At 46.0% G+C, this 25,890-nt stretch carries 20 protein-coding genes and 2 pseudogenes; 9 read left to right on the plus strand and 13 right to left on the minus strand.

Annotated elements, in window-relative coordinates:
* Positions 1–349 precede the first annotated feature (349 nt).
* Positions 350–763, plus strand: a pseudogene (locus L5M38_RS15540) (MFS transporter); the annotation flags it as partial.
* Here the strand turns inward: L5M38_RS15540 and L5M38_RS15545 are convergent.
* The 3 genes and pseudogenes from L5M38_RS15545 to L5M38_RS15555 form a co-directional block, all read right to left on the minus strand.
* Positions 753–1,106: pseudogene (locus L5M38_RS15545) on the minus strand (YgjV family protein); the annotation flags it as partial. The pseudogenes L5M38_RS15540 and L5M38_RS15545 overlap by 11 nt on opposite strands.
* 139 nt (positions 1,107–1,245) lie before the next feature.
* Positions 1,246–1,857, minus strand: coding sequence for a Crp/Fnr family transcriptional regulator (locus L5M38_RS15550; RefSeq protein WP_263179598.1), 612 nt, complete (start codon positions 1,855–1,857; stop codon positions 1,246–1,248).
* Between the two features lie 23 nt (positions 1,858–1,880).
* Complete coding sequence (locus L5M38_RS15555; RefSeq protein ID WP_263179599.1) at positions 1,881–2,507, minus strand: fumarylacetoacetate hydrolase family protein; 627 nt, start codon at positions 2,505–2,507, stop codon at positions 1,881–1,883.
* A 208-nt stretch (positions 2,508–2,715) separates the two neighbouring features.
* On the opposite strand from L5M38_RS15555, the gene L5M38_RS15560 reads away from it, so the two are divergent.
* Positions 2,716–4,743 carry a methyl-accepting chemotaxis protein gene (locus L5M38_RS15560; RefSeq protein ID WP_263179600.1) on the plus strand — a complete coding sequence of 676 codons (2,028 nt, stop codon included), beginning with the start codon at positions 2,716–2,718 and terminating at the stop codon, positions 4,741–4,743.
* Between the two features lie 26 nt (positions 4,744–4,769).
* On the opposite strand, the gene L5M38_RS15565 is transcribed toward L5M38_RS15560, so the two are convergent.
* On the minus strand, positions 4,770–5,783 hold the full coding sequence (locus tag L5M38_RS15565; RefSeq protein ID WP_028760658.1) for a succinylglutamate desuccinylase/aspartoacylase family protein: 1,014 nt from the start codon (positions 5,781–5,783) through the stop codon (positions 4,770–4,772).
* 124 nt (positions 5,784–5,907) lie between these two features.
* Positions 5,908–6,486, minus strand: a complete 579-nt coding sequence (locus L5M38_RS15570; RefSeq protein WP_212600316.1) for a MarR family winged helix-turn-helix transcriptional regulator — start codon at positions 6,484–6,486, stop codon at positions 5,908–5,910.
* A 230-nt stretch (positions 6,487–6,716) separates the two neighbouring features.
* Here L5M38_RS15570 and L5M38_RS15575 point away from each other — a divergent pair, with 230 nt between their 5' ends.
* Positions 6,717–7,922: an MFS transporter gene (locus tag L5M38_RS15575; protein ID WP_263172309.1), complete on the plus strand. Its 1,206-nt coding sequence runs from the start codon at positions 6,717–6,719 to the stop codon at positions 7,920–7,922.
* 98 nt (positions 7,923–8,020) lie between these two features.
* On the opposite strand, the gene L5M38_RS15580 is transcribed toward L5M38_RS15575, so the two are convergent.
* Complete coding sequence (locus L5M38_RS15580; RefSeq protein ID WP_011790067.1) at positions 8,021–8,584, minus strand: PhnA domain-containing protein; 564 nt, start codon at positions 8,582–8,584, stop codon at positions 8,021–8,023.
* Positions 8,585–8,718: 134 nt separating this feature from the next.
* Entirely contained in the window at positions 8,719–10,938 is a 2,220-nt protein-coding gene (locus tag L5M38_RS15585) for a TonB-dependent receptor (protein ID WP_263179603.1), read from the minus strand.
* Positions 10,939–11,289: 351 nt separating this feature from the next.
* On the opposite strand from L5M38_RS15585, the gene L5M38_RS15590 reads away from it, so the two are divergent.
* On the plus strand, positions 11,290–12,003 hold the full coding sequence (locus tag L5M38_RS15590; protein WP_168823266.1) for a DUF2461 domain-containing protein: 714 nt from the start codon (positions 11,290–11,292) through the stop codon (positions 12,001–12,003).
* Positions 12,004–12,097: 94 nt separating this feature from the next.
* Here L5M38_RS15590 and L5M38_RS15595 read toward each other — a convergent pair whose 3' ends face one another.
* The gene (locus L5M38_RS15595; protein WP_263179605.1) at positions 12,098–12,694 is read right to left on the minus strand and encodes a TetR/AcrR family transcriptional regulator; all 597 of its coding nucleotides are present in this window, start codon (positions 12,692–12,694) and stop codon (positions 12,098–12,100) included.
* Between the two features lie 196 nt (positions 12,695–12,890).
* Here L5M38_RS15595 and L5M38_RS15600 point away from each other — a divergent pair, with 196 nt between their 5' ends.
* From L5M38_RS15600 to L5M38_RS15620, 5 genes are all read left to right on the plus strand, one after another.
* Positions 12,891–13,517 carry a glutathione S-transferase gene (locus tag L5M38_RS15600; protein WP_263179607.1) on the plus strand — a complete coding sequence of 209 codons (627 nt, stop codon included), beginning with the start codon at positions 12,891–12,893 and terminating at the stop codon, positions 13,515–13,517.
* Positions 13,518–13,595: 78 nt separating this feature from the next.
* Positions 13,596–14,264: a glutathione S-transferase family protein gene (locus L5M38_RS15605; RefSeq protein WP_011790070.1), complete on the plus strand. Its 669-nt coding sequence runs from the start codon at positions 13,596–13,598 to the stop codon at positions 14,262–14,264.
* A gap of 236 nt (positions 14,265–14,500) precedes the next feature.
* A complete protein-coding gene (locus L5M38_RS15610) occupies positions 14,501–15,892 on the plus strand; it encodes an RsmB/NOP family class I SAM-dependent RNA methyltransferase (RefSeq protein WP_263179609.1) in 1,392 nt (463 codons plus the stop codon).
* A gap of 288 nt (positions 15,893–16,180) precedes the next feature.
* Positions 16,181–16,342 (plus strand): hypothetical protein, encoded by a 162-nt coding sequence (locus L5M38_RS15615; protein ID WP_006080915.1) that lies wholly within the window; start codon positions 16,181–16,183, stop codon positions 16,340–16,342.
* 237 nt (positions 16,343–16,579) lie between these two features.
* Entirely contained in the window at positions 16,580–19,702 is a 3,123-nt protein-coding gene (locus L5M38_RS15620) for an NAD(P)-binding protein (RefSeq protein WP_263179610.1), read from the plus strand.
* 241 nt (positions 19,703–19,943) lie between these two features.
* Here the strand turns inward: L5M38_RS15620 and der are convergent, their stop codons facing one another.
* The 5 genes from der to ispG all read right to left on the minus strand — a co-directional run bounded on the left by der (position 19,944) and on the right by ispG (position 25,860).
* Positions 19,944–21,410, minus strand: coding sequence for a ribosome biogenesis GTPase Der (gene der / locus L5M38_RS15625; RefSeq protein ID WP_006082478.1), 1,467 nt, complete (start codon positions 21,408–21,410; stop codon positions 19,944–19,946).
* 79 nt (positions 21,411–21,489) lie between these two features.
* On the minus strand, positions 21,490–22,677 hold the full coding sequence (bamB, locus tag L5M38_RS15630; protein ID WP_113939440.1) for an outer membrane protein assembly factor BamB: 1,188 nt from the start codon (positions 22,675–22,677) through the stop codon (positions 21,490–21,492).
* Between the two features lie 11 nt (positions 22,678–22,688).
* Positions 22,689–23,309: a tetratricopeptide repeat protein gene (locus L5M38_RS15635; protein WP_113939439.1), complete on the minus strand. Its 621-nt coding sequence runs from the start codon at positions 23,307–23,309 to the stop codon at positions 22,689–22,691.
* A gap of 13 nt (positions 23,310–23,322) precedes the next feature.
* Entirely contained in the window at positions 23,323–24,600 is a 1,278-nt protein-coding gene (gene hisS, locus L5M38_RS15640) for a histidine--tRNA ligase (protein ID WP_113939438.1), read from the minus strand.
* A gap of 144 nt (positions 24,601–24,744) precedes the next feature.
* The gene (gene ispG / locus L5M38_RS15645) at positions 24,745–25,860 is read right to left on the minus strand and encodes a flavodoxin-dependent (E)-4-hydroxy-3-methylbut-2-enyl-diphosphate synthase (RefSeq protein WP_105251894.1); all 1,116 of its coding nucleotides are present in this window, start codon (positions 25,858–25,860) and stop codon (positions 24,745–24,747) included.
* Positions 25,861–25,890 lie beyond the last annotated feature (30 nt).

The raw sequence follows: 25,890 nt of genomic DNA on the forward strand, positions 1-25,890 counted from the left end.
TGCCACGCGCACTATTGTCTATAGCAAGTCAGCCTTGCAGTGATACTAGAATCCGCCACTCCAATACTATTCTATCCAATGTTAATTAAAGGTAACTATTTTACAAGTAAACACATTATCAGCAGAGGCTAAAACACCGTTTTATCTATGCTCATCCGCAGCAGCTATCTGCTGCCCACTATCTACAGCAAGTATTTACAGCACCTGATGTAAATCAGCTAAATCAGCTAAATCAGCGCGAACACGATTTGACTATGTGAGAAAAGTATCGACAGAGGCACCATTCGTATCACCACCAAGGCGAGCGTCAAGCCACAATGAATTTCACTTAATTCAATTGGCTAAGCACATGAAACACAAACTCATCATTCTGTTTGTTCTCTGCACTTTCTTTGTGATTTCTTTGATGACCAACAGCATGGGGCCGATTTTCCCTGCGTTAATTGACAGTTATGCTATCGGCCTGACGTTGGCGGGGTTATTTCCCTTTGCGTTTTTTATCGCCTACGGCGTGACATCGATTCCTGCGGGGATTTTGGTGGACAAGTACGGTGAAAAGCGGGTGATCATCTTAGCCTTTAGCCTGGCGTTTATCGGCGCCGTGACTTTTGTGTGTCTGCCCACCTTTAGCATCGCCATGTTTAGCCTGTTTTGTATTGGCACTGGCATGAGTTTATTGCAGGTAGCAGTGAATCCCTTATTGCGACAAGCTGCGGGGCCTGAGCATTTTGCCTTTTTCTCCGTACTGGCCCAACTTGCCTATCCCTTTGACAGAATGCGGCGCGGGTTTGAAACAAGGTACCTATACAACTGATCACTGTCGTTATGCCATTGAAGGTCACGATACTCATTGCCACTGCTGCGCAAGAAAAACACCACATGGCCACCTTTGACGTTGTAAACATGCTGGTGAGATAACGCACTGTGGCTATGCCCATTAAGCCTGCTGCAGTCCATTGCTGCAACAGACAAAAATGAATAGAAATCAGAATACCCGATACAAAAAGGCAGGCGACTATCCGCTCCCGCGCCTTAAATTGAAACGAAATCAGATCGAAGATAATGGCTATCGCCACCAAAATTTGAGACAAAGTAAACGCAGTCAACTTATTAAGCCCCTTAGCTTTAAGCAATAATGCGCACTCAGATTGCAAGCCTTACAGACTTGAGAGCGCAACTTAAGGCGCAGCATCATGGGAATCGCGCTTTAGCGCATTAACTTAAGTTAACTGAGGGCAAAAAACGTTAAAAAGAGTCTTGAAGTCGTCGACGCATACGCGACAAACTGATTGCCGTAATACCAATATAATTAGCTAGCTGACCTTGGCTTAACCGCTCAAGCCAAAGTGGTGAATGTTCGCGTAAATACAGATAACGTTGCTCAGGTGTGTGCAGCAGCAAAAAGGCTTCCTTTTGTTCTTTATACAATAATTGCTGTTTAAGTAACCCAAGTTGCACGGCCTGCAGCAAAGTATCATCCAACACGGATAAGGGCATTTGGATAAGTTTACAGGCGCTTAAAGCTTCTAATTGGTAACGAGCAGGAATTTGCTTCAGCCAACTGACATACAAAAAACACAATTCACCCTCGAAATAGAACTCCTTACAGCGCTCTGTGCCCTCCTGAGTATAATGGCAAGCGCGCACGATACCATCCACAACAAAATATGCCTGTGACTGCTCATTTCCTTGGCCAAGAAGCACCTCTCCCGCCGGCACGTTCAACGCTTTAAACTGTGGTAAGTAACGTTCAACAGCAGCTTGACTCGCCCCTAACGCAAGCAAAAATTGTTGCAGAGGCTGGCAAATTGACACCTGCAATACAGCAGTCTTTTTTACGTCATCAGGTTCAATCATGCGAGCTACTCAGCGATTTATCACTAAACACTTAACCATTGCCATTCGAGTAAGGGCTCAGCACTCGCTTGCAGACCCCGGCTCAGCGTGACGTTAAATACACTTTTAGCGGGAATCACTCCCACGCCCTTGGGGGTGCCTGTCATCACTATATCGCCTTCATCGAGACTGATAAACGCTTGTAGTTCGGACAAAATGGTCTGAGGTTTGTAGATCATTAAATCGATATGCCCCTCTTGAACCAAGTTGTCGTTGATACTCAAGGTAAAATGCAGCGGTGCCTCGGCATCATCAATCGCCACAAAGGGGCTAAATAATGCGGCCCCATCGAAGGCCTTTGCCCGCTCCCAAGGCAATCCCTTGGCTTTTAACTTGCTTTGTAAATCACGTTTAGTGAGATCTAAGCCAATGGCAACGCTGCTAAAACGGCCATCTTGAAACATAAAACACAGCTCGGTTTCATAGTGCAAGGCTTCGCCTTGATGCTCAGAAAGTAGCACAGTCGACATCGCCGAATTGGGCTTTAAAAACACCACCATGTCGTCGGGTATGTCATTGCCCAACTCATGGATATGGTCGACATAATTACGTCCAATACAGATAATTTTTGTCGGTACGATACGCTTTTCATCCAAAACGACAGATTTCATTTTTAATCCTTTTTACGATACGGTCGAGATTATTTTTAAATAATCAAACCAAGAAGTTAACCTTAACTAGCGCTAAACTCTCAATAGAATAATTCACTTTACTTGTGACGAACTCTGCTACACTTAAATCAATATTTCAACGAAAACAGCGATCTAACCATTAATAAACCCATTTTACAGGGACAGTCATAGAAGAGGTTTTCGCACTATGTTAACGCTTACCATAAAACAAAAAATCATCTTTAGTTTTAGTGCAATTGGCGCACTACTCATCGCTGGCAGTAGCTTTTTCTACTATTCACTCTCCCAAGTACAAACTGCCTATCAAAATATTGAAACCTTAGCCGTACCCGTGCAAAAGCAGAGTAATAGCTTACAACTAGTGCTATTAAAAATGTCACGCCTTGCCACCCTAGCCCATAGTCAGCAAGACACTGTCGCCTTAACCAAAAGTCAGCAAGCATTTACCGCGCTGCAGAAGAAATATCAAAGTATCGAAAATGAGTTAATTAAGCGAGTTGCAGATCAACCTAAGATGCAAACATCCCTGAACGAAGCGCAAGCAAGATACCAAGCCTATTTGCAGCAAAGCCAAGCCATGTTTAGCGCTAAACTCGCCAATGAACAAGCAAAACGGCAGTACCTGCAACTCTTTGAGCGCTTTAACCATGCCAAGACCAACGCCAGTAATGCGATGATTGATCTCGAAACTCTTTCCATCCCCGATAATCCCACTTTACTCGAAGAAATTGTCGGCACAGGTACTCGCATTGACGACATGCTCTATACGCTAGCCAACACTATGGGGGAACTGATCCACACTCAAAGTTTGGATGTTATTCAATCGCACCAACAGGATGTCGGTATTTTACTGGGAAATCTCACCACTAACTTTACCTTTTTAAAACAACAAACTGATGGGCTTGATACCTTAGGATTACTGCAAATATTCGAACAAGAATATGCGATTATCAATACCTTACTCGCAGCGCCTGCTGAACTTTATAAAGTGCAGGAAGCCGTAGTTGAGGCACAACGACAAGCAGAGCAACATTACCTCGATGCCGATAAAGAGTTTAATGCGAATAATCTCGCCTTAGATAAGTTAATCAACTTAGCCGACCGCCGATTTACCAGCCTGCAAACCATCGCCAGTAATGATATTCAACAGGGTCAAACCTTAGCGATTGTACTAGCACTGGTATTTATCGCCATGGTGAGTTTTATCTCTTTCTTCACCTCCAAGGCCATGCTCAATCCCTTGGCCTTAGTGAACGGCGCACTCGCCAGTATCGCCCGAGGGGATTTATCTAAACGCATTCATAAACGCCATAATGATGAATTTGGTGCCCTAATCGATAACATAAATACCTTGAGTGACGATCTTGCCAAGCTGTTAACCAATATCAGCCAAAATGCCCATTCATTGGACAGCTCTGCCACCCAAACCAATGAGCAAGGCCAGCGCATCGCCAATGCCGCAACGGCGCAAATCAGTCGAGTCGATGAAACGAAAGCCTTGGCAGAACAGATGTTTACTAGCTCAAATCTAGTGACAGAACAGGCCAGTGAGTCGGCGAGACAAATCAGTCAAGCCTCGAAATACGGTAATCAAGTGAAGCAAATTGCCGATGATAATCGCAATAAAATTGCCGAACTGAGCGCCCGTTTAAGTAGCTCAGTTGAAGTCATGTCTCGCTTGAGCATTCAAAGCGATAATATTGGCAGCATTTTAACCACCATTAGCAGCATTGCCGAACAAACCAATTTGCTGGCACTGAACGCCGCCATTGAAGCCGCCAGAGCGGGGGAACATGGTCGTGGTTTTGCCGTCGTGGCCGATGAAGTGCGATCACTTGCCTCACACACCCAAGCCGCCACCGCCGAAATTCAAACCATGATCACGGCCCTGCAAAAAGAAACGTCCACGGCAGCGAGTGCAATTACCACAGGTCAAAATCAGGCAAACGAATGTGTCGGACAAAGCCAAACCCTGCAGGATGCTATCGCTCACATAGAAAGCACCTTACATACCCTCAATAAAATGAGTCTAGAGATCACCCACGCCGCCCACGAGCAGTTAGATTACAGCCAACGGATTGAGTCGAGCATGAGTGAGGCGGCACAATCTGCAGACCAAAATGCCAATGAAGCCATGGACATGGCTAAACGCAGCAACGAAGTCACTCTGCTTGCCCATTCACTCACCAGCTCAGTGGAGCGGTTTAAACTGTAGGGGTGATGAGATCTAGATTCTAGAATCTAGGCATATTCCATCAGGAATTCATCGAGCTGTTCGTTGGCAATTTCAATCTCATCACCTTCGAACTGGGCGATATGAAACATCCCCTCACCTTCGTTAGTCACAGGGATATTACTTATTCCTATGATAATACCGTCGGTTGGCGCGCGAATGGCCACACTGTCACCGCCGTGGGGACTAACGATATGGGCAATGATATAGCCCTTAGTCACCCGCTGGCCGAGTTTAAGCTTCATATTCACTAAACCATCGGATTCACTGCGAACCCAATAACTGCGAATAGCACTGACACTCGCGCCTTTGTTACTCACTCGCCCTTTAAGCATATCTAAACTGCGCATCACATTGAGCACACCTTTGAGGCCAGATTTTATCGACAACTCGCTAAAACGTAACGCCTCTCCAGCCTCATATAAAATGCAAGGAATGCCCTGTTGATTAGCATAACCTCGCATAGAAACACTGCGCGCTTTAGAATGCATAATAAGCGGCGCACCAAAGGCATTCGCCATGGCGAGCATAGTCTCATCATTAGTATCACAGCGAATTTGCGGCAAATTATCCCTATGGACGGCCCCTGTATGTAAATCAATCACATGGGTTGCATGAACTAATAACTGAGTGGCAAACAGATTAGCTAAACGGCTTGCGAGCGCCCCTTTGCTAGAACCTGGAAAGCAACGATTTAAATCGCGCCGATCGGGTAAATAACGGGATTGCTGAATAAAACCAAACACATTCACTATTGGCACCACAATTAATGTGCCCGTCAGATTCTTTGGATTCACTCTGGCTAATAAACGCCGACAAATTTCGATACCATTGAGTTCATCCCCATGAATGGCGGCACAAACCAGTAAAGTCGGGCCAGGTTTGGCTCCGTGAAACACTTCCACATGAATATCGAGTTGCGTATCGGTATACAACTTAGCGGCTGGCAGCTTGATCCCTAATTGCGTCCCAGCTGTGACTCGTTTTCCCGCTAATTCAAATGCTTCACGTCTTTTTACCATGGCAACTCCCTTGTTCTATAAAATGTTATCCCGCGCGGTTGGCTCATGTTTACCGCATTTTGCCAAAGTGATCCGCTATTACATATCAGCCTACTTTAAAGACTAAAGTGGGATTTTAAACGAATTATTGCGGCTCAAATTGGTTCAGCCAAGATTTTAAAATCTGCAGTAATACAGGCCTATCTTCAACGCTCACGCCCGCGAACAACGCACTTTGACATTGAATATGCTGAGGTAATGCCTTATCAATGAGCGCCTTACCCTCAGCAGTTAACGAAACATGGACGGCGCGGCGATCTTCCTTACTGTGCTCCCGCTCAATCAGCCCCTTATTTTCGAGTCTGTCTAAACGACTGGTCATAGCGCCAGAACTTAGCATCATGCTCTGATAAAGTTGCGAAGGCGAGAGTGTGAACGGCTCTCCCGAGCGCCTTAACGTCGCGAGCACATCGAACTCCCCCTGACCTAAGCCAAATTCGGCGTGGCATTGCAGCAGTACCACTTCGATATATTTCGTTAAACGAGCGATTCGCCCGAGCACAGCCATAGGGATCAAATCCTCAGTAACCCCTTGCTGTTGCCACTGTTCAACAATTCTATCGAGGCCATCTTCTTTAGTATTCGAAGCCGCTTTCTTTTTATCCGTAGAACTCGCGTTAGTATCCGCAGGACTGGCATTAGTTAGCGTCATTTTAGCTGTCATAGGTTTATCTCAACATAAAGATTCTTTACATCATTCTTTACATCTTAGTCATTTTCTCGCAGAATTAAAATATCTTTACATCGAGATACATCTGAAAGAGATTCTTTTTGAATTGTAGTGATATAGTTTCAACCTACTGTTGTTGAAAGGAAATCATCATGAGTATGCTAAATACTGCTACAAATCACTTTTTCAGCAAATCAAACTCAGCTTATTTTTGGAGACAATCCATGCGATCCCCCCAGACAGAGAAAGCGAATTTATTGCTGCTCGGACTCGCGTTCATCCTTATTGGTCTAAATCTACGACCCATTCTCGCCTCCGTTGGGCCTTTACTGCCCAGCATACAAAAGGATATCAGCTTAAGTTTTACCTTAGCATCTATGCTGACATTGCTGCCCGTGCTCGCCATGGGACTGGGTTGTTTTGCAGGCTTTAGTATCGCCAAACGTTTAGGATTCAATACCGTAATGACAGGATCATTGCTACTGCTGATCGGCGCCACTGCAATGCGCTTCTGGGCGATAGATGCCAATTGGCTTATCTGCTCGGCATTACTGGCAGGGGTCGCAATCGCCCTCATTCAAACCATAATGCCCGCCATGATTAAGCTTAATTTCGGTGAACGAGTGCCCTTAATGATGGGGCTTTACGTCACCGCCATTATGGGTGGCGCGGCATTAGCGGCGAGTAGCGCACCTTTTATCGGGATGAACTTAGGTTGGCGCGCGGGTCTAGGTCATTGGACTTGGTTAGGCATATTCGCACTCGTGCTGTGGCTCCTGATTAAACATAAAGCCGCATTACCGAGCCAAGCAAAAGAGCAAGCTTTGCAACTTAACTTTTGGCGTTTTCGTCGCAGTTGGCTATTGGCGATATTTTTTGCATTAGGCACAAGTTGTTATGTCTGCGTACTTGCATGGTTAGCCCCCTACGCGGTCGAGCTAGGTTATAGCCAAACTCAATCGGGATTAGTGTTAGGTTTCTTAACCAGCATGGAAGTGATCGCGGGCTTAGTGTTTCCTTGGCTTGCCAGCAAGTCGACGGACAGACGCGCCATCATAGCCCTACTCTGCTTGCTACAACTCATTGGCTTTATGGGACTGGCACTCGCCCCTCAAGTATCGCTATTTTTATGGGCGGGACTTGCAGGATTAGGTATTGGCGGGATTTTTCCACTCGGGCTGATTGTCACTATGGATCATCAACAGAATCCTATGTTAGCAGGTAAATTAACCGCCTTCGTGCAGGGTGTGGGATATACCATAGCGGCTATCTCGCCTTGGATTGCCGGATTAATTCGCGATAATTTCAACAGCTTTAACAGTGCTTGGTTATTACTCGGTGGCTTAAGTGTGATCGCGTGGATATTATCTTGGCAATTTAATCCGCAGGGCTATGCACGCCAATATCAAATCACCCGCTGCGTATCTTAACTACCTAACTCAACATAAAAAAACCACCATGTCGGCTAACGATCATGGCGGTTTTTATTGTGTTGAGCTAAATAAATCGCGCTCACACTAAGCGAAACTTAAGACTTTTTAACGAAGCACGTCAGAATCACAATACGAGTACCGTTAACGCGGCCTTCGATATGCTCTGGGTTGTTGGTCAAAGCAATGTTACGCACAGCTGTGCCACGCTTAGCCACAAAGCTAGTGCCTTTCACGTTTAAGTCTTTGATGATGACCACAGTATCGCCAGCATTGAGCACTGCACCATTACTGTCTAACGTTGGCGTCGCATCGTCACCTGCTGCGGCAACTTCGGCATCACCCCACGCTTTTAAATCGTCTTCAAGATAAAGCATATCCAGCAAATCTTGCGCCCAGCTTTCGCCATTTAAGCGCTTAAGCATACGATATGACATCACTTGAACTGCCGGTACAGGACTCCACATGCTGTCATTCAGACAACGCCAGTGGTTCATGTCCATGGTATCCGGTGCCGCAATTTGGCCACTGCAGGTTTCACAAATCATGATCTCATTGTCACGGCCATCGGAGGCTGGCAGATCATAAATAGAGAGTTCAAGCTCGCTGCCACACAGTTCACACTTGCCGCCACAGCGACTTAGCAATTCATTTTCAGTCATTTTTCTGTTCTATATGCCTAGTAAAACGCGGATTATGCCATAAACTGGCATTTTTCGGCAGGGGGCTGAGGCAATATAACCCTATTTTTTATGAGCTATATATGCCTAGTCCACACAGCCTTGGTGATTAGTCTTTAAAATTCATAGGCTAAACTCAAACGAACATCACGCCCAGCTGCGGGGATCCCATCGGAGAGAAACGGCACCACTTGCAGATCCGTAAGATTTTTTACCATCAAACGCACACTTAATCCCTTTAAGATGGCTTGAGGTTCATAGGCGAGATACACATTCTGTAGGAAATAATTCTCGCTTGGCGACTCGGCATTAAAGATATCACCGTGGGGAACATTGGTTTGCGCATCATACCAAGCGCCCTGCCAAGCGATAGAAATGTCATCTGTGATATACATGCCTAAACGCAATCGAATATCGAGCGGGGCTATGTTAGCTAAATATTCATCGTCATCTTGGCTGTCTCTGAGTGACCCATTGTGCTGTCCTTGTAGCCATGAAACCGCAAGATCACTGAACACATCTTGATAGCGATATTGGGCTTCAAAATCGGCACCGTAAATATGGTAACCATCAAGATTTGTGTAACCACTTTGAATTAACTGGTTTTTATCAGACTTAGCTCCGCGGCGCTGGGCAATATCATCACGACCTAAATTGGCAAACAGGGTGATTTGCGTCGACAAAGCATCCTCATTGGCAAGTACATGCTGATGCTGCGTCATTAGGCCTAATTTGAAGGCATGTAAGCGTTCGACATCAATGTCGCGACTCGTGCCGGTAATGCTGGCTTTAGCGTATTGCACGGCATAAATCTCATCCACCACAGGGGCTTGCAAGCTATAAGCGTAATCAAAGTTTAACCGAGCGTGATTTGTCAGTTGATAATCTATGCCTAATCTTGGTGAGAACCCCGAATGATGGGTTGAGCTATAATCATGGCCCGCAGCAATATCATTGTAATCTGGTGCAATATTTGGTCGACCTATGCTGTAGATAAAGTCATATCGCAGCGAGGGAGTCACAGTTAAGTCATTAGTAAGATGAATTGCATCGCGAATATAGGCAGCATAGGTATCTTGACGGCCTTCAGGTTGATAATAAGGCGTGTACCAGCCAAAGTTTTTCTCGGGATTTGTTTCATAACTTTTGTTAAACACTAACGAAGTGCGGTCAAGACTACGGTACTGTAATCCGGTGGTGATCTCATGGTCACCAATCAAGCTCAAGTTGTTGATATCAATGTAGTCACGTTTATAGTCTAGCCAAGATTCGTGACCGAAGTTGCCTACAGAAACCGTCATTTTCTCCCACGCGATATCGGGTCTTACCCAGTGGCGTGCATTCGCCGAATGGGAAATCACCACTTGGGTATCGATCAGGGGATTACTCGGCGAATAGCGATAATTTGCCGACCAAGTGTTGTCTTCATAGGTGTTGTAGGCAGTTGTGGCATACAGAGCCTGCTCGTAGGAACCGTACTTTTTGATGTTGTAGTCCGAAATTGCAGGCATAGGGCCACGGCGGTTAGCCCAAGGTTTGCGGCCCTCATCAAGATAATGGGTCACGCTCAAGGCTAATTGGTGATCGCCCTGCGTGTAATCCATCTTACCTAGGTAGTTATTTTGCTCATAACCTGAATATTCAAACTCTTCACCATTGGCTAAAGTGACATCCCCCGCATCGCGACGCGTAAGATGCAGCAAGCCAGATAGATGTGAATTCACGCGGCCATAAACTGTCCCCGTATAACCCATAGCGTCATTATTGCTGGCGTAGCTGGTTTTGACTCGCGCGCCAAGGGATTGATCATATTTAAGAAAATCATCAGCCGATTTAGTGACCACATACATGGCACCACCAAAACCCCCATTGCCCGAGCGTACATCATGGGCACCTTTAATCACTTCCACTCGTTTGATGAGGTCAGGATCGAGGAAAAATGATCCGTAACGATACTGCTCAAATCCCACCGGGGCATTATCCACATAAACGTTAAAATCTTCAGTCTCGCCAAAGCCCCAGATATTAATCCGCTCACCGCCACTGCGGGTACCGCCATCGATATGCGCCCCCGCCATATCATCGATCACTTCGGCGAAAGTTGTCGCCTGCATCTCCTCGATTTGATCCATGGAAATAATCGCTTCACCGGGTTTAGCGACTGTGATAGCCCTGCGATATTGCTGCCCATGAACCTGCAGGATCTCAATCGGCTCAACCTTAGGCTCGCCCAATACCTCAGCGGCGTACAACGGCATTGAGGGCAATATACATAATCCCATAAGCGACAGATTTCTATTCGCTTTCCACTTATCACACTTAGGCAGGCAACCCATTCAACGTCATCCTATTAACAAACCAATCTAAAAATAGGGCGGCATTATAGGCACTAACGAGAAAGATAAGAATAGTTCTCACTTAGCTTTACGTGTAAATAACCGACTTATTGAAAACAAGGTAGAAGCGGCACAATGCAAAAATTTAAGTGAAGATCTTGCCGAAGGATGGCAGTATTGGCACCCTATTTGTGCAGTCTTAACTATCGTGTTTTAACTATAGTGTCTTAACTATCGTGAGTAAGAACGAGCGGGCGATATGGAAGGATATGTCAGCAACTCACCTTGCTCCTCAATCGGCATTAATACTGCTTATGCTCGGTTTATCGGCATTAATAAGGTTCCCTGATAATGGCCACTCTAACAACTAAAATCCCCATCGCGACTGGTGCAACGTTCAGCGCGGCGAGCCTGCAATTTTTAAATCAACTGGCACAAAACAACTCCCGCGACTGGTTTAAAGCCCATCAGGCGGAATACGAAGAAACAGTGCGAACGCCTGCACTGCAGTTTATCGAGCAAATGCAGCCCAGTATCCTCGCCCTCTCGCCTAGGCTCACTGCCGTACCAAAAAAAGTCGGCGGCAGCTTGATGCGTCCCCAGCGAGACAGCCGTTTTAGCAAAGATAAAACGCCCTATAAAACCAATGTCGGCATTCAATTTCGCCATTTTCAGGGCAAAGACGTACATGCCCCAGGACTGTATCTACATATCGCTGAAGATGGCTGTTTTATTGCTGCTGGGATTTGGCACCCAGAATCGAAAGCCTTAAATGCCATTCGCACTTGTATCGATGAGAATCCCAACGGCTATAAAAAGGCGCTACAAACCTTACAAAGTCATGGATTTAATATGGATGGCGATAGCTTAACTCGACCACCAAAGGGATTTGATAAAAACCACCCTATGTTGATAGAGCTAAAACGAAAAGATTTTATCGCAGTTAAAAATATCGCCTTTGAGGAACTCTGCCGCCCAGATGCAGCCAGTTTTTGTGCCGAGCAATTTGCACACTGTACTCAACTGATGGCCTATCTGTGTTTTGCGCTGGACTTGGACTTTTAGAAATAGACTTTTAAAAATAAACTTTTAAAAAATAGATTTCTAAAAAACATGGCCTAGGCAAAAACCTAGGCCAATCAAACTATGTCATTTGCAGTTATGCCGTCTGATTAGCACTCAAACTACGTAAATAGTTTTGCAATACAACAAACGCATTGTCTAATAACTCATATTCGCCCGCCTTGCCTAACACTCTAATCCCTTGTAATTGCAGCACTAAAAAAGCAGCAACTTGATGTGGTTGCACATGGGCTAATAGCTCTCCACGCGCTTGGCAAACTTGTAACACTTGGGTGAATGAGGTCTGTAATCGACAAAATAATCGCTGACATTCCTGCAGCACACTTTCATCGTTAAGGCTCTTTTCGAGCACGGCATTTTGCATAAAACAGCCGTACTTTTGCTCCCGCTGCAAAGCAACAAAGCGCGCTAGATAAGCTGCTATTTCAGCTAAGCCCGCTTTTTCATGCAGCAAAGTATCTGAAGCGCCAAAGGAGTAGTTATCGAGGTAGAAACTGAGGCACTCGCGATAAAGATTCTGCTTGTCGCCGAAACTGTTATAGAGACTAAATCGATTAATGCCTAAATGGCCGACGAGATCGGAAATCGAGGTTTCGGCAAAGCCCTTTTGCCAAAAAAGCTCCATCGCCAATATGAGTTTTTCTTGCCGATCAAAATTACAACTTCGTGCCATAGCCTGCGACCTAATCTCTTGAATACGCGTTCACGATCAGCTTCACCATTCCTCTTTACTACAGAAAGTTGAGGGGTAAATCATTCTTGACTGTTCGTTTAGATATAGCGTAAATTATAACCTAACCGAACGTTCAGAAAAAGCCTTATATGCCCGAATCGAGCATAAAGCACTGATAAAAACTACAGGACTTTAGATGAAACTCTACGAATTAGCTCCGACTCCCAGCGCACGCCGGGTCAGTATTTTTCTTGCGGAAAAAGGCATAGAAGTGCCAAGAGTGAACGTCGATATCCGCGGAGGAGAAAATTTAAGCGCCGAGTTTAAAGCCAAAAGTGTAAATGGCCGCATTCCACTGCTCGAACTCGATGATGGTAGCTACCTGTGTGAATCTGTTGCCATTTGCCGCTATTTAGACGAAATCCACCCGAGTGAGCGTTCACTGTTTGGTAATACACCGCTTGAGCGCGCCAAAGTAGAAATGTGGCAACGTATCATAGAGTTACAAGGATTAATGGTCGGGTTTCAAGCCTTTCGTAATTTAAGCGGTGTCTATAAAGACAGGGAAAATTGTGTCGAGTCTTGGGGCATAGAATCACGCCAAAGGGTCATTGACTTCCTACCAAGCTTAGACAAACAATTGAACACGTCAGCCTTTGTGGCAAGCGATGCATTCAGTATTGCCGATATTTCGGCTTACGTTTTTATCAGTTTTATTAAGAATTTAGATATTGAAGTCACTGACAGCTTGCCGCACCTTAAGGCTTGGTTCATCACTATGGCGCAGCGTCCTGCCATAGTATCGTTAACCCCTAAAAAATAGCGGCGCTAATGCCTGATGATGAATATTCATAGACACTAAAGTGAGTAGCTATAAGCGTTATAACCTAAAGGAATCATCATGATAGATTTATACACAGCCGCGACCCCTAACGGTTTTAAAATTTCCATCGCACTGGAAGAAATGGGACTTGAATATCGCGTCCATAAATTAGATTTCAGCACCAGTGAGCAAAAACAGCCCGAGTTTATCGCCATCAATCCCAATGGTCGCATTCCCGCCATTATCGACCGCGATAACGAAGATTTTGTGGTATTCGAATCGGGTGCTATTCTGCTGTATCTCGCCGAAAAAACAGGTAAATTCCTGCCAGCCGATCCGAAAAAGCGCTCACAGGTGATCCAGTGGTTAATGTTCCAAATGAGCGGCGTCGGCCCCATGATGGGACAAGCCAACGTATTCTTTAGGTACTTCCCTGAAAAAATCCCCGCAGCCATTGACCGTTATCAAAAAGAAGGTCGACGTTTATTCGAGGTTATGAATACTCAACTAGCTACAAATCAATACCTTGCTGGTGACGAATACACGATTGCCGACATTGCAACTTGGCCTTGGGTGCGGATCCACGAGTGGAGCGGCATCAATATGGAAGGTCTGACACATTTGCAACGTTGGTTAGATGAGTTAGCGCTCAGACCTGCGTGCCAAAAAGGCATAATCACGCCGCCACCGGTGGAAATGAGCGATGAAGAACGGGCTAAGCAAATCCAAAAGATGGTGACGAAATAGTCATCTGCTAAACGGTCATTGCGCGATAGCCTCCAAATAACCCTTTGGTACTGAATGCACCATGAGTCCCAGTGACTCAACCACAAAAAGCCCCGTTAGCTGATGCTAATTCGGGGCTTTTTTACTGCCTGTTATCGGGCAAAACTGCTACACTCTGCGCCACTTATTTTTCTCCTCTGTTCAACTATGCCTCTTACATAAGGCGCAGTCACAGAAGCATGATCTAGGCTAAATTTATGGGTAATCCAAGCAGCTTCTCTTCCGGTATGGCATCCAACTCAGTCACATCATCGGCGTTAAATGTTCAGGCGAACACCCCAGCGCAAAAACGTGCACTCAGTTACGCCAGTACAATTAAGCAATTATTCGATGAAATTCAAAGCAGTAAAATGCCCGCCGACCGTATTCTGGCAAACTACTTTAGAGAACATAAAAAACACGGCTCGAAGGATCGTAAAGTCATTCGTGAATCCTTATTTAGTCTGTTCCGCTGGTGGGGATGGTTTCAGCGATTAGGCGATCAGCAAGAATCAGCCGTTTATTTTGCCAGCCTAAGCGCCAGTGCGTTATTGGAAGCCCATGCCTGGCAAGATATCGCCACTGCTTGGCATGAGTTATCGCAGTCGCCTATCGATTATCAACAGGCTCAAGCACTTGCAGTTGACAGTCTCAACGACAAACTCACGCTAATGCAGCATTTATTTCCAGCGGCTAAGCTTAAATCACAGGATTTATTACCCGACTGGTTCTGGCAAGTGTGCCCTGTTGATGCGGCGCAGCAAACGCAATTAATTGCTGCTATGTCTAGTCGCCCGCCGATTTGGGGACGCGCGCAAGGGATCACGAGTCAAGATGCGGCAACACAACTTCAAGCGCTCGGTATAGAAGCGAGTGATGGTCACTACTTTAGCGATGCCATCAATCTTGGCAGTAAGAGTATGAATCTTAATGAAATAGCCCTGTATAAAGACGGTAACATCGAGATCCAAGATTTGGCTTCACAGGTTATTGGTCAAATTTGCGCGCCTGAACCCGATGACCATTGGTGGGATGCTTGTAGCGGTGCTGGCGGAAAAACCCTGCAACTGCGCTCTTTGATGCTAGCTAAAGCTGCTGATAACCAAACGTCATCTGCGGGCAGCATCATATCGTCCGATATTCGCTCCAATGCCCTAGAAGAACTCACTAAACGCGCCCAAAGAGCGCACTTTAACGGCATTAGCGTGGCCCGTTGGAAAAGTGATGCCCTGCCCGTGCCTGCGGACCATTTTGACGGTGTGTTAGTCGATGCCCCGTGTAGTTGTACTGGCACTTGGCGACGTAATCCTGATATGCGTTGGTTGGATGGTGTTGAAGCCGTGGCCGATAAAGCCGCGTTACAGCTCGATATTTTAAGCCGCAGTAGCCGCGCAGTTAAGGCCGGCGGCATCCTCGTTTACGCCACTTGCTCCTTGTCGCCGCTCGAGAACCAAGACGTGGTAACGGCGTTTTTACAGCAACATCCAGAGTTCACGCTCACGCCGATACGCCATCCTTTTAGCGGTGAACAAACAGAAATGTTGACCGTGTGGCCCTTTGAAGCGAATAGTGATGGTATGTTTGTCGCGCGTATGCTGCGCAGCAAGTAACACTAACTCATTATTTTGTATCAAAACTTGGCGCCTTTCATTCTGGGCGCCAGTTCCAATCATATAATATAATTTCCGATGATAATTACACTTACCCTTTAATTATCATAAGGATAATCCACACATTCCCCATTAAAATCTCAGATGCGGCCATTTCAGTGGCAAGATATAGCCTTTGGACAAAACTTTTCACCATCAGTGATGAAATATTTCGCTTTAGCTTCATCTCTCCTTTGGGTAAAAAGATCGGGTGCTGCGAATGGCACAGGTATTTTTGGAATTTTGACCATGTCACACTCCTATGAATTTGACGACGATGATGCGCCATGGGGCGATAACGTCAAAGGTAAGCAAAAGAATAAACGCGTGAAACAGCGCCGCAGAGATACTAAGCGACGTTACTCGGACGATAATACAGAGGTGGATTTCTACCAAAATAAATCGAAGTAACTAAATCTAAGTACCCTTGCTCTCACGGGTTTGTTTTACAAATTCGTTCTGTGCTAAACCTGCCAAATCTGAGCAAGTTGGATAATATCCAACTTGCTACTCAACCCCGTTATCCTCTCTCAAATACTTAATCATTCAATTGTAAAATCAATGGGCTTAATGGCTTATTTGCCCTATGCTTTTTGGGTTATAGCTTTCAAATCATTGGACTTACACTGAAATTTAAGGATGAACGCCATGGAAAAACAGCGCCCCGACTTTATTTATCCCCAAGGCAGTATGTTGATGCACTCCCCCTTAGTGTTAAATAAAGCCGATATGTACGGTTTTTTTCTGAAGGGGAAACAGGCAAATCTCCAACGCTTTATCGATAAGACCTTGAATCAAGTTGCCGGTAGTGCAATGTATTTTAAAGTGTTATCGCCCTACGTACTGACAACCTTTACTCAGATTGAAAAAGCTTACTCCGCGTATCCAGAAGACAGAGCCAAAGGTTGGATCCAAGAAACGGACATCATCACTTGGGTCATGGTCGGGCGCCAAGATAGCAGCGACAGCACACAAATTAGCCAAGTCTATTTTCAGCCGCTACACATTTGGGTGAACGATGCCATGGCCTTAATTAATGGCCGTGAACTCTTTGGTTATCCTAAATATTTATGTGAATACACTATGCCAGCTGTGGGTGAGCCTCTGACGCGATTATCCCTTGCTGCCAAAAGTTTTTTACATTTTTCGCCAGAAACTGAACTCGCCCTGCATCCATTGATTGAAGTGAATTGCGATACCAAACCCGAGGCGCAGCTTTCAACCCTTGAAGCGATAACCCAAACCTGGCAACTCTTTAAAGAACAAACCGATTTCATCCCAGAGCTCGACCAGCTCGGCGAAGAACAGCTGTTTCATCTGTTATTTAAACCCGCCATCGATCAAGTATTTCTAAAGCAGTTCCCCGACTCATCAGGGCAAAAAGCCGTTTATCAGGCCATCGTCGCCGCACCTGCCCAAGTGAATAAAGTGCACAGTGTTGCCCTACTCAAAAATGATTTTGTCGCGACCATTTTTGATAATGCCAGCTTCCCGTTACAGGATACGCTCGGGGTTGAGATTGGCGAGCAGCACGTCTTACTGCCTTACCATGTTAACTTTGATTTTGAAGTGCCGCCCGGCGAGGTATTAGTCGATAACTCCGAAATCAAAAAACAGAAAATAGCCATTCTCGGTGGCGGTGTCGCGGCCATGACAGCAGCCTGTTATCTAACCGACAAACCCGGCTGGCAGAATCAATATGAGATTGATGTCTATCAACTCGGCTGGCGTATCGGTGGCAAAGGGGCAAGCGGCCGCAATGCTGCAATGGGACAACGCATTGAAGAACATGGCTTACATATTTGGTTTGGTTTCTATCAAAACGCGTTTGCCTTAATGCGTAAAGCATATGAGGAATTGGATAGGCCAGCAAATGCGCCGCTTGCGACTTTTTTTGATGCCTTTAAACCCCATAACTTCATCGTCTTACAGGAAGAAGTTGATGGCCGTTCTGTAAGTTGGCCAATCACTTTCCCAATGCTACCAGGCATCCCAGGTGATGGCACCGAAACCCTCACCTTCTGGAAAGTCGTTAAAGTCGCCTTTGCGTGGATCAAAGAATGGCTCAAAGACATGGATGACCTGCTCGATGCAGATGAAAAAGCCATGGGAACACCTAAAAACTGGCTCGATAGCAGCTGGTTTGAACGCTTAAAAGATAAGTTAGAGGATTCAGTCGAAGATGCCAAAGAATCACTCGACGCGCTCGGTGATAAGCTTGAATGCCATTTTAATCAAATGATTGGCCGCGAGTGCGATGAGCATGTACACAGTGAAAGTGACGATGGTCTTGTAGAATCAGCTGTCGATGCCCTGCATCAAAGACTCGTGAAACGTTTTAGCGGACATTTAGATAATAATGACGAACTGCGCCACTTATATATAGCCGCCGATTTGGGGCTCACGATCCTCAAGGGCATGTTTGCCGACGATGTGTTTGAAAAAGGTTTCGATGCCATCAATGGTTATGATTACCGCGAATGGTTAACCAAACACGGCGCCAGTCTTAAGTACACAGTCGACAGCGCCCCCGTGCGTGGTTTTTACGACTTAGTGTTTGCCTATGAGAAAGGCAACTTCGACAAACCCAATGTAGAAGCGGGCACAATTATCCGCGCTATGCTGCGTATTGCCCTGTGCTATCAAGGTGGCGTGATGTGGAAAATGCAGGCGGGCATGGGTGATGTTGTGTTTACACCTTTTTACGAAGTGCTCAAACGCCGCGGAGTCAATTTCCACTACTTCAATCGAGTTGATAATCTCGAATGCCGTAATCAAAGCGTTCAAGCGATTGAGATCACTGAACAAGTAGCTCTGGCACCGACTGTCACAAACTATGATCCTTTGGTCGATGTGAAAGGTCTCGCTTGCTGGCCGAGTACGCCCAATTATGAGCAACTTGAGCCTGAACAAGCGGCACTGCTTAAAGCCCACAATATCAATCTTGAACACTTCTGGAGCGATTGGGACAGCGTGTATGAAACTCACTTTGGCAAAGCCCTGCCGAAAAAACGCTTAGTCAAAGGCGTAGATTTCGACAAAGTGATCTTCGGTCTATCCATAGGTTCTGTGCCCCATGTGGCGAGTGAAGTCATGGCACAAAGCCCAGCCCTTAAGCTTTGCGTTGATAAGGTGCAAACTGTCGCCACTCAAGCCTATCAACTGTGGATGAACCAAGATCTGAATGGAATAGGCTGGCCTAATTACTCTGAAGATGGCGAGGAACCCGTATTATCGGGCTTCACCGAACCCTTCGATACTTGGGCATCAATGAACCAACTGCTAGACAAAGAAGATTGGCGCGGCTTAGAACCTAAAAATGCCAGTTACTTTTGCTCGGCATTGCCTGTCGAGGCCTATCCACCAAGCTCGGATGTAGATTTCCAACAACGGAAAACCTTAGAAGCAAAAGCGGGCGCTATCCATCAACTCAATACCGAAATCCATAAACTTTGGCAAAATGTCGGTGATAGCTTCCCTTGGGAATGGTTACACGATGAACAAGACCGCCAAGGCGTTGCCCGTTTCGATAGCCAATATTGGCGCGCAAATGTAGACCCATCTGAACGTTATGTCTTATCGGTTAAAGACAGCTCGCAGTATCGCATCACGACAGATGGCACAGGGATAGATAACCTGTATATGACGGGCGATTGGATAAAGACAGGCCTTAATGCAGGCTGCGTCGAAGCGGCGACGATGGCGGGAATGTACACATCAAAAGCGATATCGGGTCATCCTGCCTTAATAAAAGGCGAGAAAGACTTCTAAGTTCCTGTTGAGCAGCTAAATGCTAAACAAAAGAGCACGACCGATACAAACAGTTGTCTAAAATATTCGAGATATTAAGTTAGGTATGTTGCTGGTTTAATCTGCTAGCCATATTTAATCTAATTATTGGAATCTACTCTCTAGAGGACATTGATATTGATGTAAACCCTGATTAAACAGTCTTAAAACACAAAAGGAACCCTAAGGTTCCTTTTGTTTCAAATGTGTCTGGTAAAAAACACTATTTGGTTTTTCTGTCTTTGATATGGCTTTGTGCGCGCTTGCGGCGACGCTCTTGGCTCATAGTCAACTTCTCAGTCTTGTTTTCAAATGGGTTATCACCCTCTTGGAAACGCAGCTGGATTGGCGTACCTACGACTTTCAATGAACGACGGAAGTAGTTCATCATGTAACGCTTATACGAGTCAGGCAGTCTACTCACTTGGTTACCGTGAATAACCACGATTGGCGGATTGTAACCACCGGCGTGAGCGTATTTAAGCTTCACACGACGGCCATTCACTAATGGCGGCTGGTGATCGTCCTGCGACATTTGCATAATACGGGTCAGCATAGAAGTGCTGACGCGGCGTGTGGCACTGTCGTAAGCTTCTTCAATCGATTCAAATAAATGGCCAACACCAGTACCGTGCAGCGCCGAAATAAAGTGAATACGGGCAAAGTCGATAAAACCAAGACGACGGTCAAGCTCACTCTTCACGCGATCTTTAATGCCTTGGTCGATACCATCCCACTTGTTGACAGCAATAACCAAAGCGCGACCCGCGTTGAGTGCGAAACCTAACAGACCTAAATCTTGTTCGGCGATACCTTCACGGGCATCGATGATAAGCAAAACCACGTTAGCATCTTCAACCGCTTTCAAGGTCTTGATCACTGAGAATTTCTCAATGACTTGATGTACTTTACTCCGGCGACGAACACCCGCAGTATCGATAATCACGTACTCGCGACCTTCGCGTTCCATTGGAATGTAAATACTGTCACGGGTCGTACCGGGTTCATCAAATACCACGACACGCTCTTCACCTAGAATACGGTTAGTCAGGGTTGACTTACCGACGTTAGGTTTACCTATGATCGCCAGCTTGATAGGCAAATCTTGCAGACGCTTTTGCTCAGCTTCCGCTTCTTCTTCAGTATATTCACGCTCTTCAGTAACTTCGTCTTCACCTTGACGCACAATGCCCATCGCTTCGGCATAAGGGGTCAGCGCGTATTCGATCATATTAGTCACGCCGCGTCCTTGAGACGCCGCCATTTGGTAAACTTCACCTAGACCTAAAGACCAAAACTCGGCACAAGCAGAATCAGCATCAATACCGTCAACTTTGTTAGCAACCACAAAGGTGGTTTTTTCACGGCTACGTAAGTGCTGTGCAATCGACAGATCCGCAGCGGTTAAACCCGCGCGCGCATCGGTCATAAATAAAACGACATCGGCTTCTTCAATGGCAGCAAGGGATTGCTCAGCCATTTTCGTCTCGATCCCTTCTTCAGTGCCATCGATACCGCCGGTATCGACCACAATGAACTCATAGCCGGATAAGAATGCTCGACCATATTTACGGTCACGTGTTAGGCCAGGAAAGTCAGCAACCAGCGCATCACGCGTGCGCGTAAGACGATTAAATAGGGTGGATTTACCGACGTTCGGCCGACCAACAAGGGCCACTACAGGGATCATGATTTTGCCTCTAAAAAACTTTTCAATAAAAAGCCCCCGGAACACACTTCCAGGGGCTCAGCAAGGATAACACTTTTAACTATGGAAGTGTTACAACAGCCAACTTTCCGCTGCGACCTTGAACATAGATTTTATCATCCACCACTAACGGCTGGCTGTATAATCCTGAGCTGTCCACTTGGACACGACCGACAATCGTCCCTGTACTGCGATCGATGAAGTGTAAATAACCTTCGAAATCACCCACAACTAAATAGTCTTTATACACAGCCGGAGATGTCAGAGTGCGGTTAGCTAACTCAGAATTACTCCACAGTTCCAAACCGTTACGTTTATCAACTGAGTAGATACGGCTGTGATCGTCAACTAAGTACAAGCTTAGGCCCGCTGATGCTAACTCGTTAAAGCTAGAATACTTACGTGTCCACACAACTCGACCCGTGCGCAGTTCCATCGACACTAAGTTACCGTTGTAGCTCACCACATATAAATTGTCGCCAAGGATCAAGGGGGTCATATCCACGTCGGCCATACGCGTAAACTCGTTACCGCCCGTTGGATTGTAAATCGCCTGTTCCCACGCAGCTTGACCATTGTTTTTAATCACAACAGCCACTTTGCCATCGGCGGTACCTATGAAGAAACCACCCGCTTCGTAAGCTGCAGAACCTGTACCGCGCAGGGTCAGATTCGGCAATTGCATTTCATACACCCACAGCTTGGCGCCAGTATCGACGTTAAACGCTTCGAGTGAACCAGAGCTGGTACTGACCACCACGACGTCATCGGCCACAGTGGGAGCAGACAGTAATTCACCGCCCGCAACGACATGCCATAACACTTGACCATCTTCAGCGTTCAGTGCAGCAAGCAGCCCACTTTCACCACCTAAAAAGACTTTATTACGCGCAGCAGTCACACCAGCAGCAATACGCGCACCTTTATTTTTAGCTAAAGCGTTATCACGAAACTCTTCGCTGAAATCTTTAGTCCAAACGCGCTCGCCAGTGGCCTCATCGAAGGCAACCACTTCACCATAACGGTCGGCGGCAAAAATTTTTCCATAACTAACGGCGGGGGCGAGGCGAGAATAATAATCTCCAACACCATTGCCGACAGAGGTGCTCCAACTCACTTCAGGAAACACTGTCGCCTGAATGGCAGTTAACTCACTTACCGGTTCTTCTTCGACATCGCTCGACGAACAGGCGGATAACATGGCCAGACTTAATCCAGCGGCTAGCAGGTTTTTGCACCAAGACTTCATCAAGGGATCCCTTATGCCTGATTTAGGCTATCAAGTTTGATTTTAAGCGCAGGGCTTGTCACCACACCACCATTGTCCATGGCAGCTTGATAAGCTGTTTTTGCCTTCTCAACTTCACCTTGACGTACTAAGAAATCACCTTTCAACTCATCGCGCTGAGCAAAGAAAGCTTTATCTGTTACTTGATCTAAGGTCGCTAGAGCTGCATCAATTTGACCTTGCTCTGCTTGTACTCGTGCTACACGCAAAGTCGCAATCACATCTAAACCAGCACCAGGTTTAGCCGCAATCACCTTGTTCAAAGCATCAATCGCTTTTGGATAATCCTTCGCTTCTACCGCAGTTTTGGCCACGATCAATTCTAACAAGGCTTGATAGCCCTTTTGATCGTGATTTTTAGAAAACTCGGCGACACCCGCAAGCATAGCGGCTTCATCGGCAGATTTAGTGGTCAAATTTTGGAACGCTTTTGAAGCTTCTTCCGCTTGCGCCACTTTAACGTCAGAATAATAATTCCACGCATATAGGCCGCCTAAACCCACTACGGCACCGATTAAAATTGAATTTCCGTAATCTTTCCAGAACTGCTTGATAGCATCAACTTGTTGTTCTTCTGTGCTATAAATTTCCACGCGCACGTCCCCTTTATTTGATCAGTTCAGCCAAAAATGCGCCTAAGGCACTTCGAGCTACCCGTTGTTGTTCGATGTCATTGCGTAAATGTTTAACCGTAACCATACCTTCGGCAAGTTCATCTTCACCTATCAGTAGTGCCACACTCGCACCGCTTTTGTCGGCACGCTTCATTTGTTTCTTCACGTTACCGCCGCCACAGTGACTCATCACTTTAAGGTTTGGCAGTGCGTTACGTAATTCCTGCGCGACCTTGATGGCTTCAACCAGACAGCTATCACCCATGGCCGTGACATACACATCCACTTCTGGCGGAATATCTTTGGTCAGCTCTAAGGTTTCAAGCAGCAAGACAATGCGCTCTAAGCCCATAGCAAAACCGACCGCTGGAGTATCTTTACCACCTAACTGGGCGACTAAACCATCGTAGCGACCACCCGCAAGTACAGTACCTTGTGAGCCTAAACTAGATGTAACCCATTCAAATACAGTACGATTATAGTAATCTAAACCACGTACTAGACGCGGATTAATGGTGTATTTGATACCCACAGCATCAAGTAGTTCACGCAATTGTGAAAAATGTGTCTTCGATTCTTCACCGAGAAAATCCATTAACTCAGGTGCATCAACCAATATGGCTTGGACATTTTGATCTTTTGAATCCAATACTCGCAGCGGATTGCTGTACATGCGACGCTTACTGTCTTCATCGAGCGCATCTTTATGCTGCTCTAAAAACGCAATCAAGGCATCACGATAAACAGCGCGCTCAGCAGGATCACCTAAGGTATTTAGCTCTAGCGAGACGTGCTCGCTAATACCGAGTTTTTCCCACAGGCGTGCCGATAGCATCAAGACTTCAGCATCAATATCAGCCGAGCCAATGCCATACACTTCAACGCCAAATTGGTTAAATTGGCGATAGCGGCCTTTTTGTGGACGTTCGTGGCGGAACATAGGACCCATATACCAAAGACGTTGCTCTTGGTTATATAGCAGACCGTTTTCGTTACCTGCACGCACTGTCGACGCGGTACCTTCAGGGCGTAGCGTTAAGCTGTCACCGTTATTATCTGCGAAGGTATACATTTCTTTTTCAACAATATCAGTTACTTCACCGATAGAGCGTTTAAAAAGATCGGTATTTTCCACTATTGGAGTGCGGATTTCGCTGTAACCGTAAGCACTGACGCTCGAACGTAGTACCGCTTCCACTTTTTGCCATAGAGGACTTTGAGTTGGCAGAATGTCATTCATTCCGCGAATCGCTTGGATCTGTTTTGCCACTGTATCGACTCGTCCGATTTCTCTAAATTAATAAAAATGTCACGCATTATAGGCTTTTGAGCGTAAAACGTAAAACGACCCCGTCGGTTTCGGGGCCTAGCTCAACATCATTAGGCGTAATCTATGCCCAAATGCGGGTACATATTACTCAGTTGTATCTTTGATTTGAATACGGTTCGCCATTTGACTGGCTTTTGCGCGAATTTTCGCTTCGAGGGAATCGACAATGTTGTCGTTGTCAAAGCGTTCTTTTTGACGTTCACCCTCATCATAGTAACCGCTCTTATTGTGCCCACCAGTTAAACCGATGTGCGACACTAAGGCTTCACCTGGGCCGTTAACTACGCAGCCGATAATAGACACATCCATGGCGGTAGTCACGTCTTCGAGGCGACGCTCTAACTCATTAACGGTACTGATCACATCGAACTCTTGACGAGAACAAGATGGACAGGCAATGAAGTTAATCCCACGGCTACGAATACGCAGCGACTTTAAAATGTCAAAACCGACTTTGATTTCTTCGACCGGATCAGCGGCCAAGGAAATACGTAGGGTATCACCTATGCCTTCAGCCAATAACATACCTAAGCCTACGGCCGATTTCACTGAACCCGCGCGCGCGCCACCAGCTTCGGTAATGCCTAAATGCAGGGGTTGGCGAATTTGTTTTGCTAATAAACGGTAGGATTCGACCGCTAAAAATACATCGGAGGCTTTAACGCTGACCTTAAACTGGTCAAAGTTCAATCTGTCCAGAATATCCACATGGCGCATAGCTGATTCAAGCAAGGCTTCAGGTGTGGGTTCTTTGTACTTGTCCATTAGATCTTTTTCTAATGACCCACCATTCACACCAATACGGATGGGAATATTATGGTCACGGGCACATTCCACCACGCTACGAATACGCTCTTCATTGCCTATATTACCCGGATTGATTCGAAGGCAATCGACACCGTACTCAGCAACTTTTAGAGCAATGCGATAATCAAAATGAATGTCGGCCACTAAAGGAACATTGACCGCTTGCTTAATGAGTTTAAAGGCTTCAGCCGCATCCATAGTGGGTACAGAGATACGCACTATATCGGCACCGACTTTCTCTAAGGCACGAATTTGAGCAATTGTCGCTTCAACATCTGTGGTCTTAGTATTGGTCATTGACTGAACCGCAATCGGCGCCCCATCACCAATCGGTACATTACCCACATAAATGCGGGTGGAAGGACGTCTTTTTATGGGAGTTTCATTATACATGCTTAATACGCTCTATTTCGGTACGTGCTG

This window comes from Shewanella sp. SM101 (assembly GCF_025654465.1).
GTDB classification, from domain to species: Bacteria; Pseudomonadota; Gammaproteobacteria; order Enterobacterales; family Shewanellaceae; genus Shewanella; species Shewanella oncorhynchi.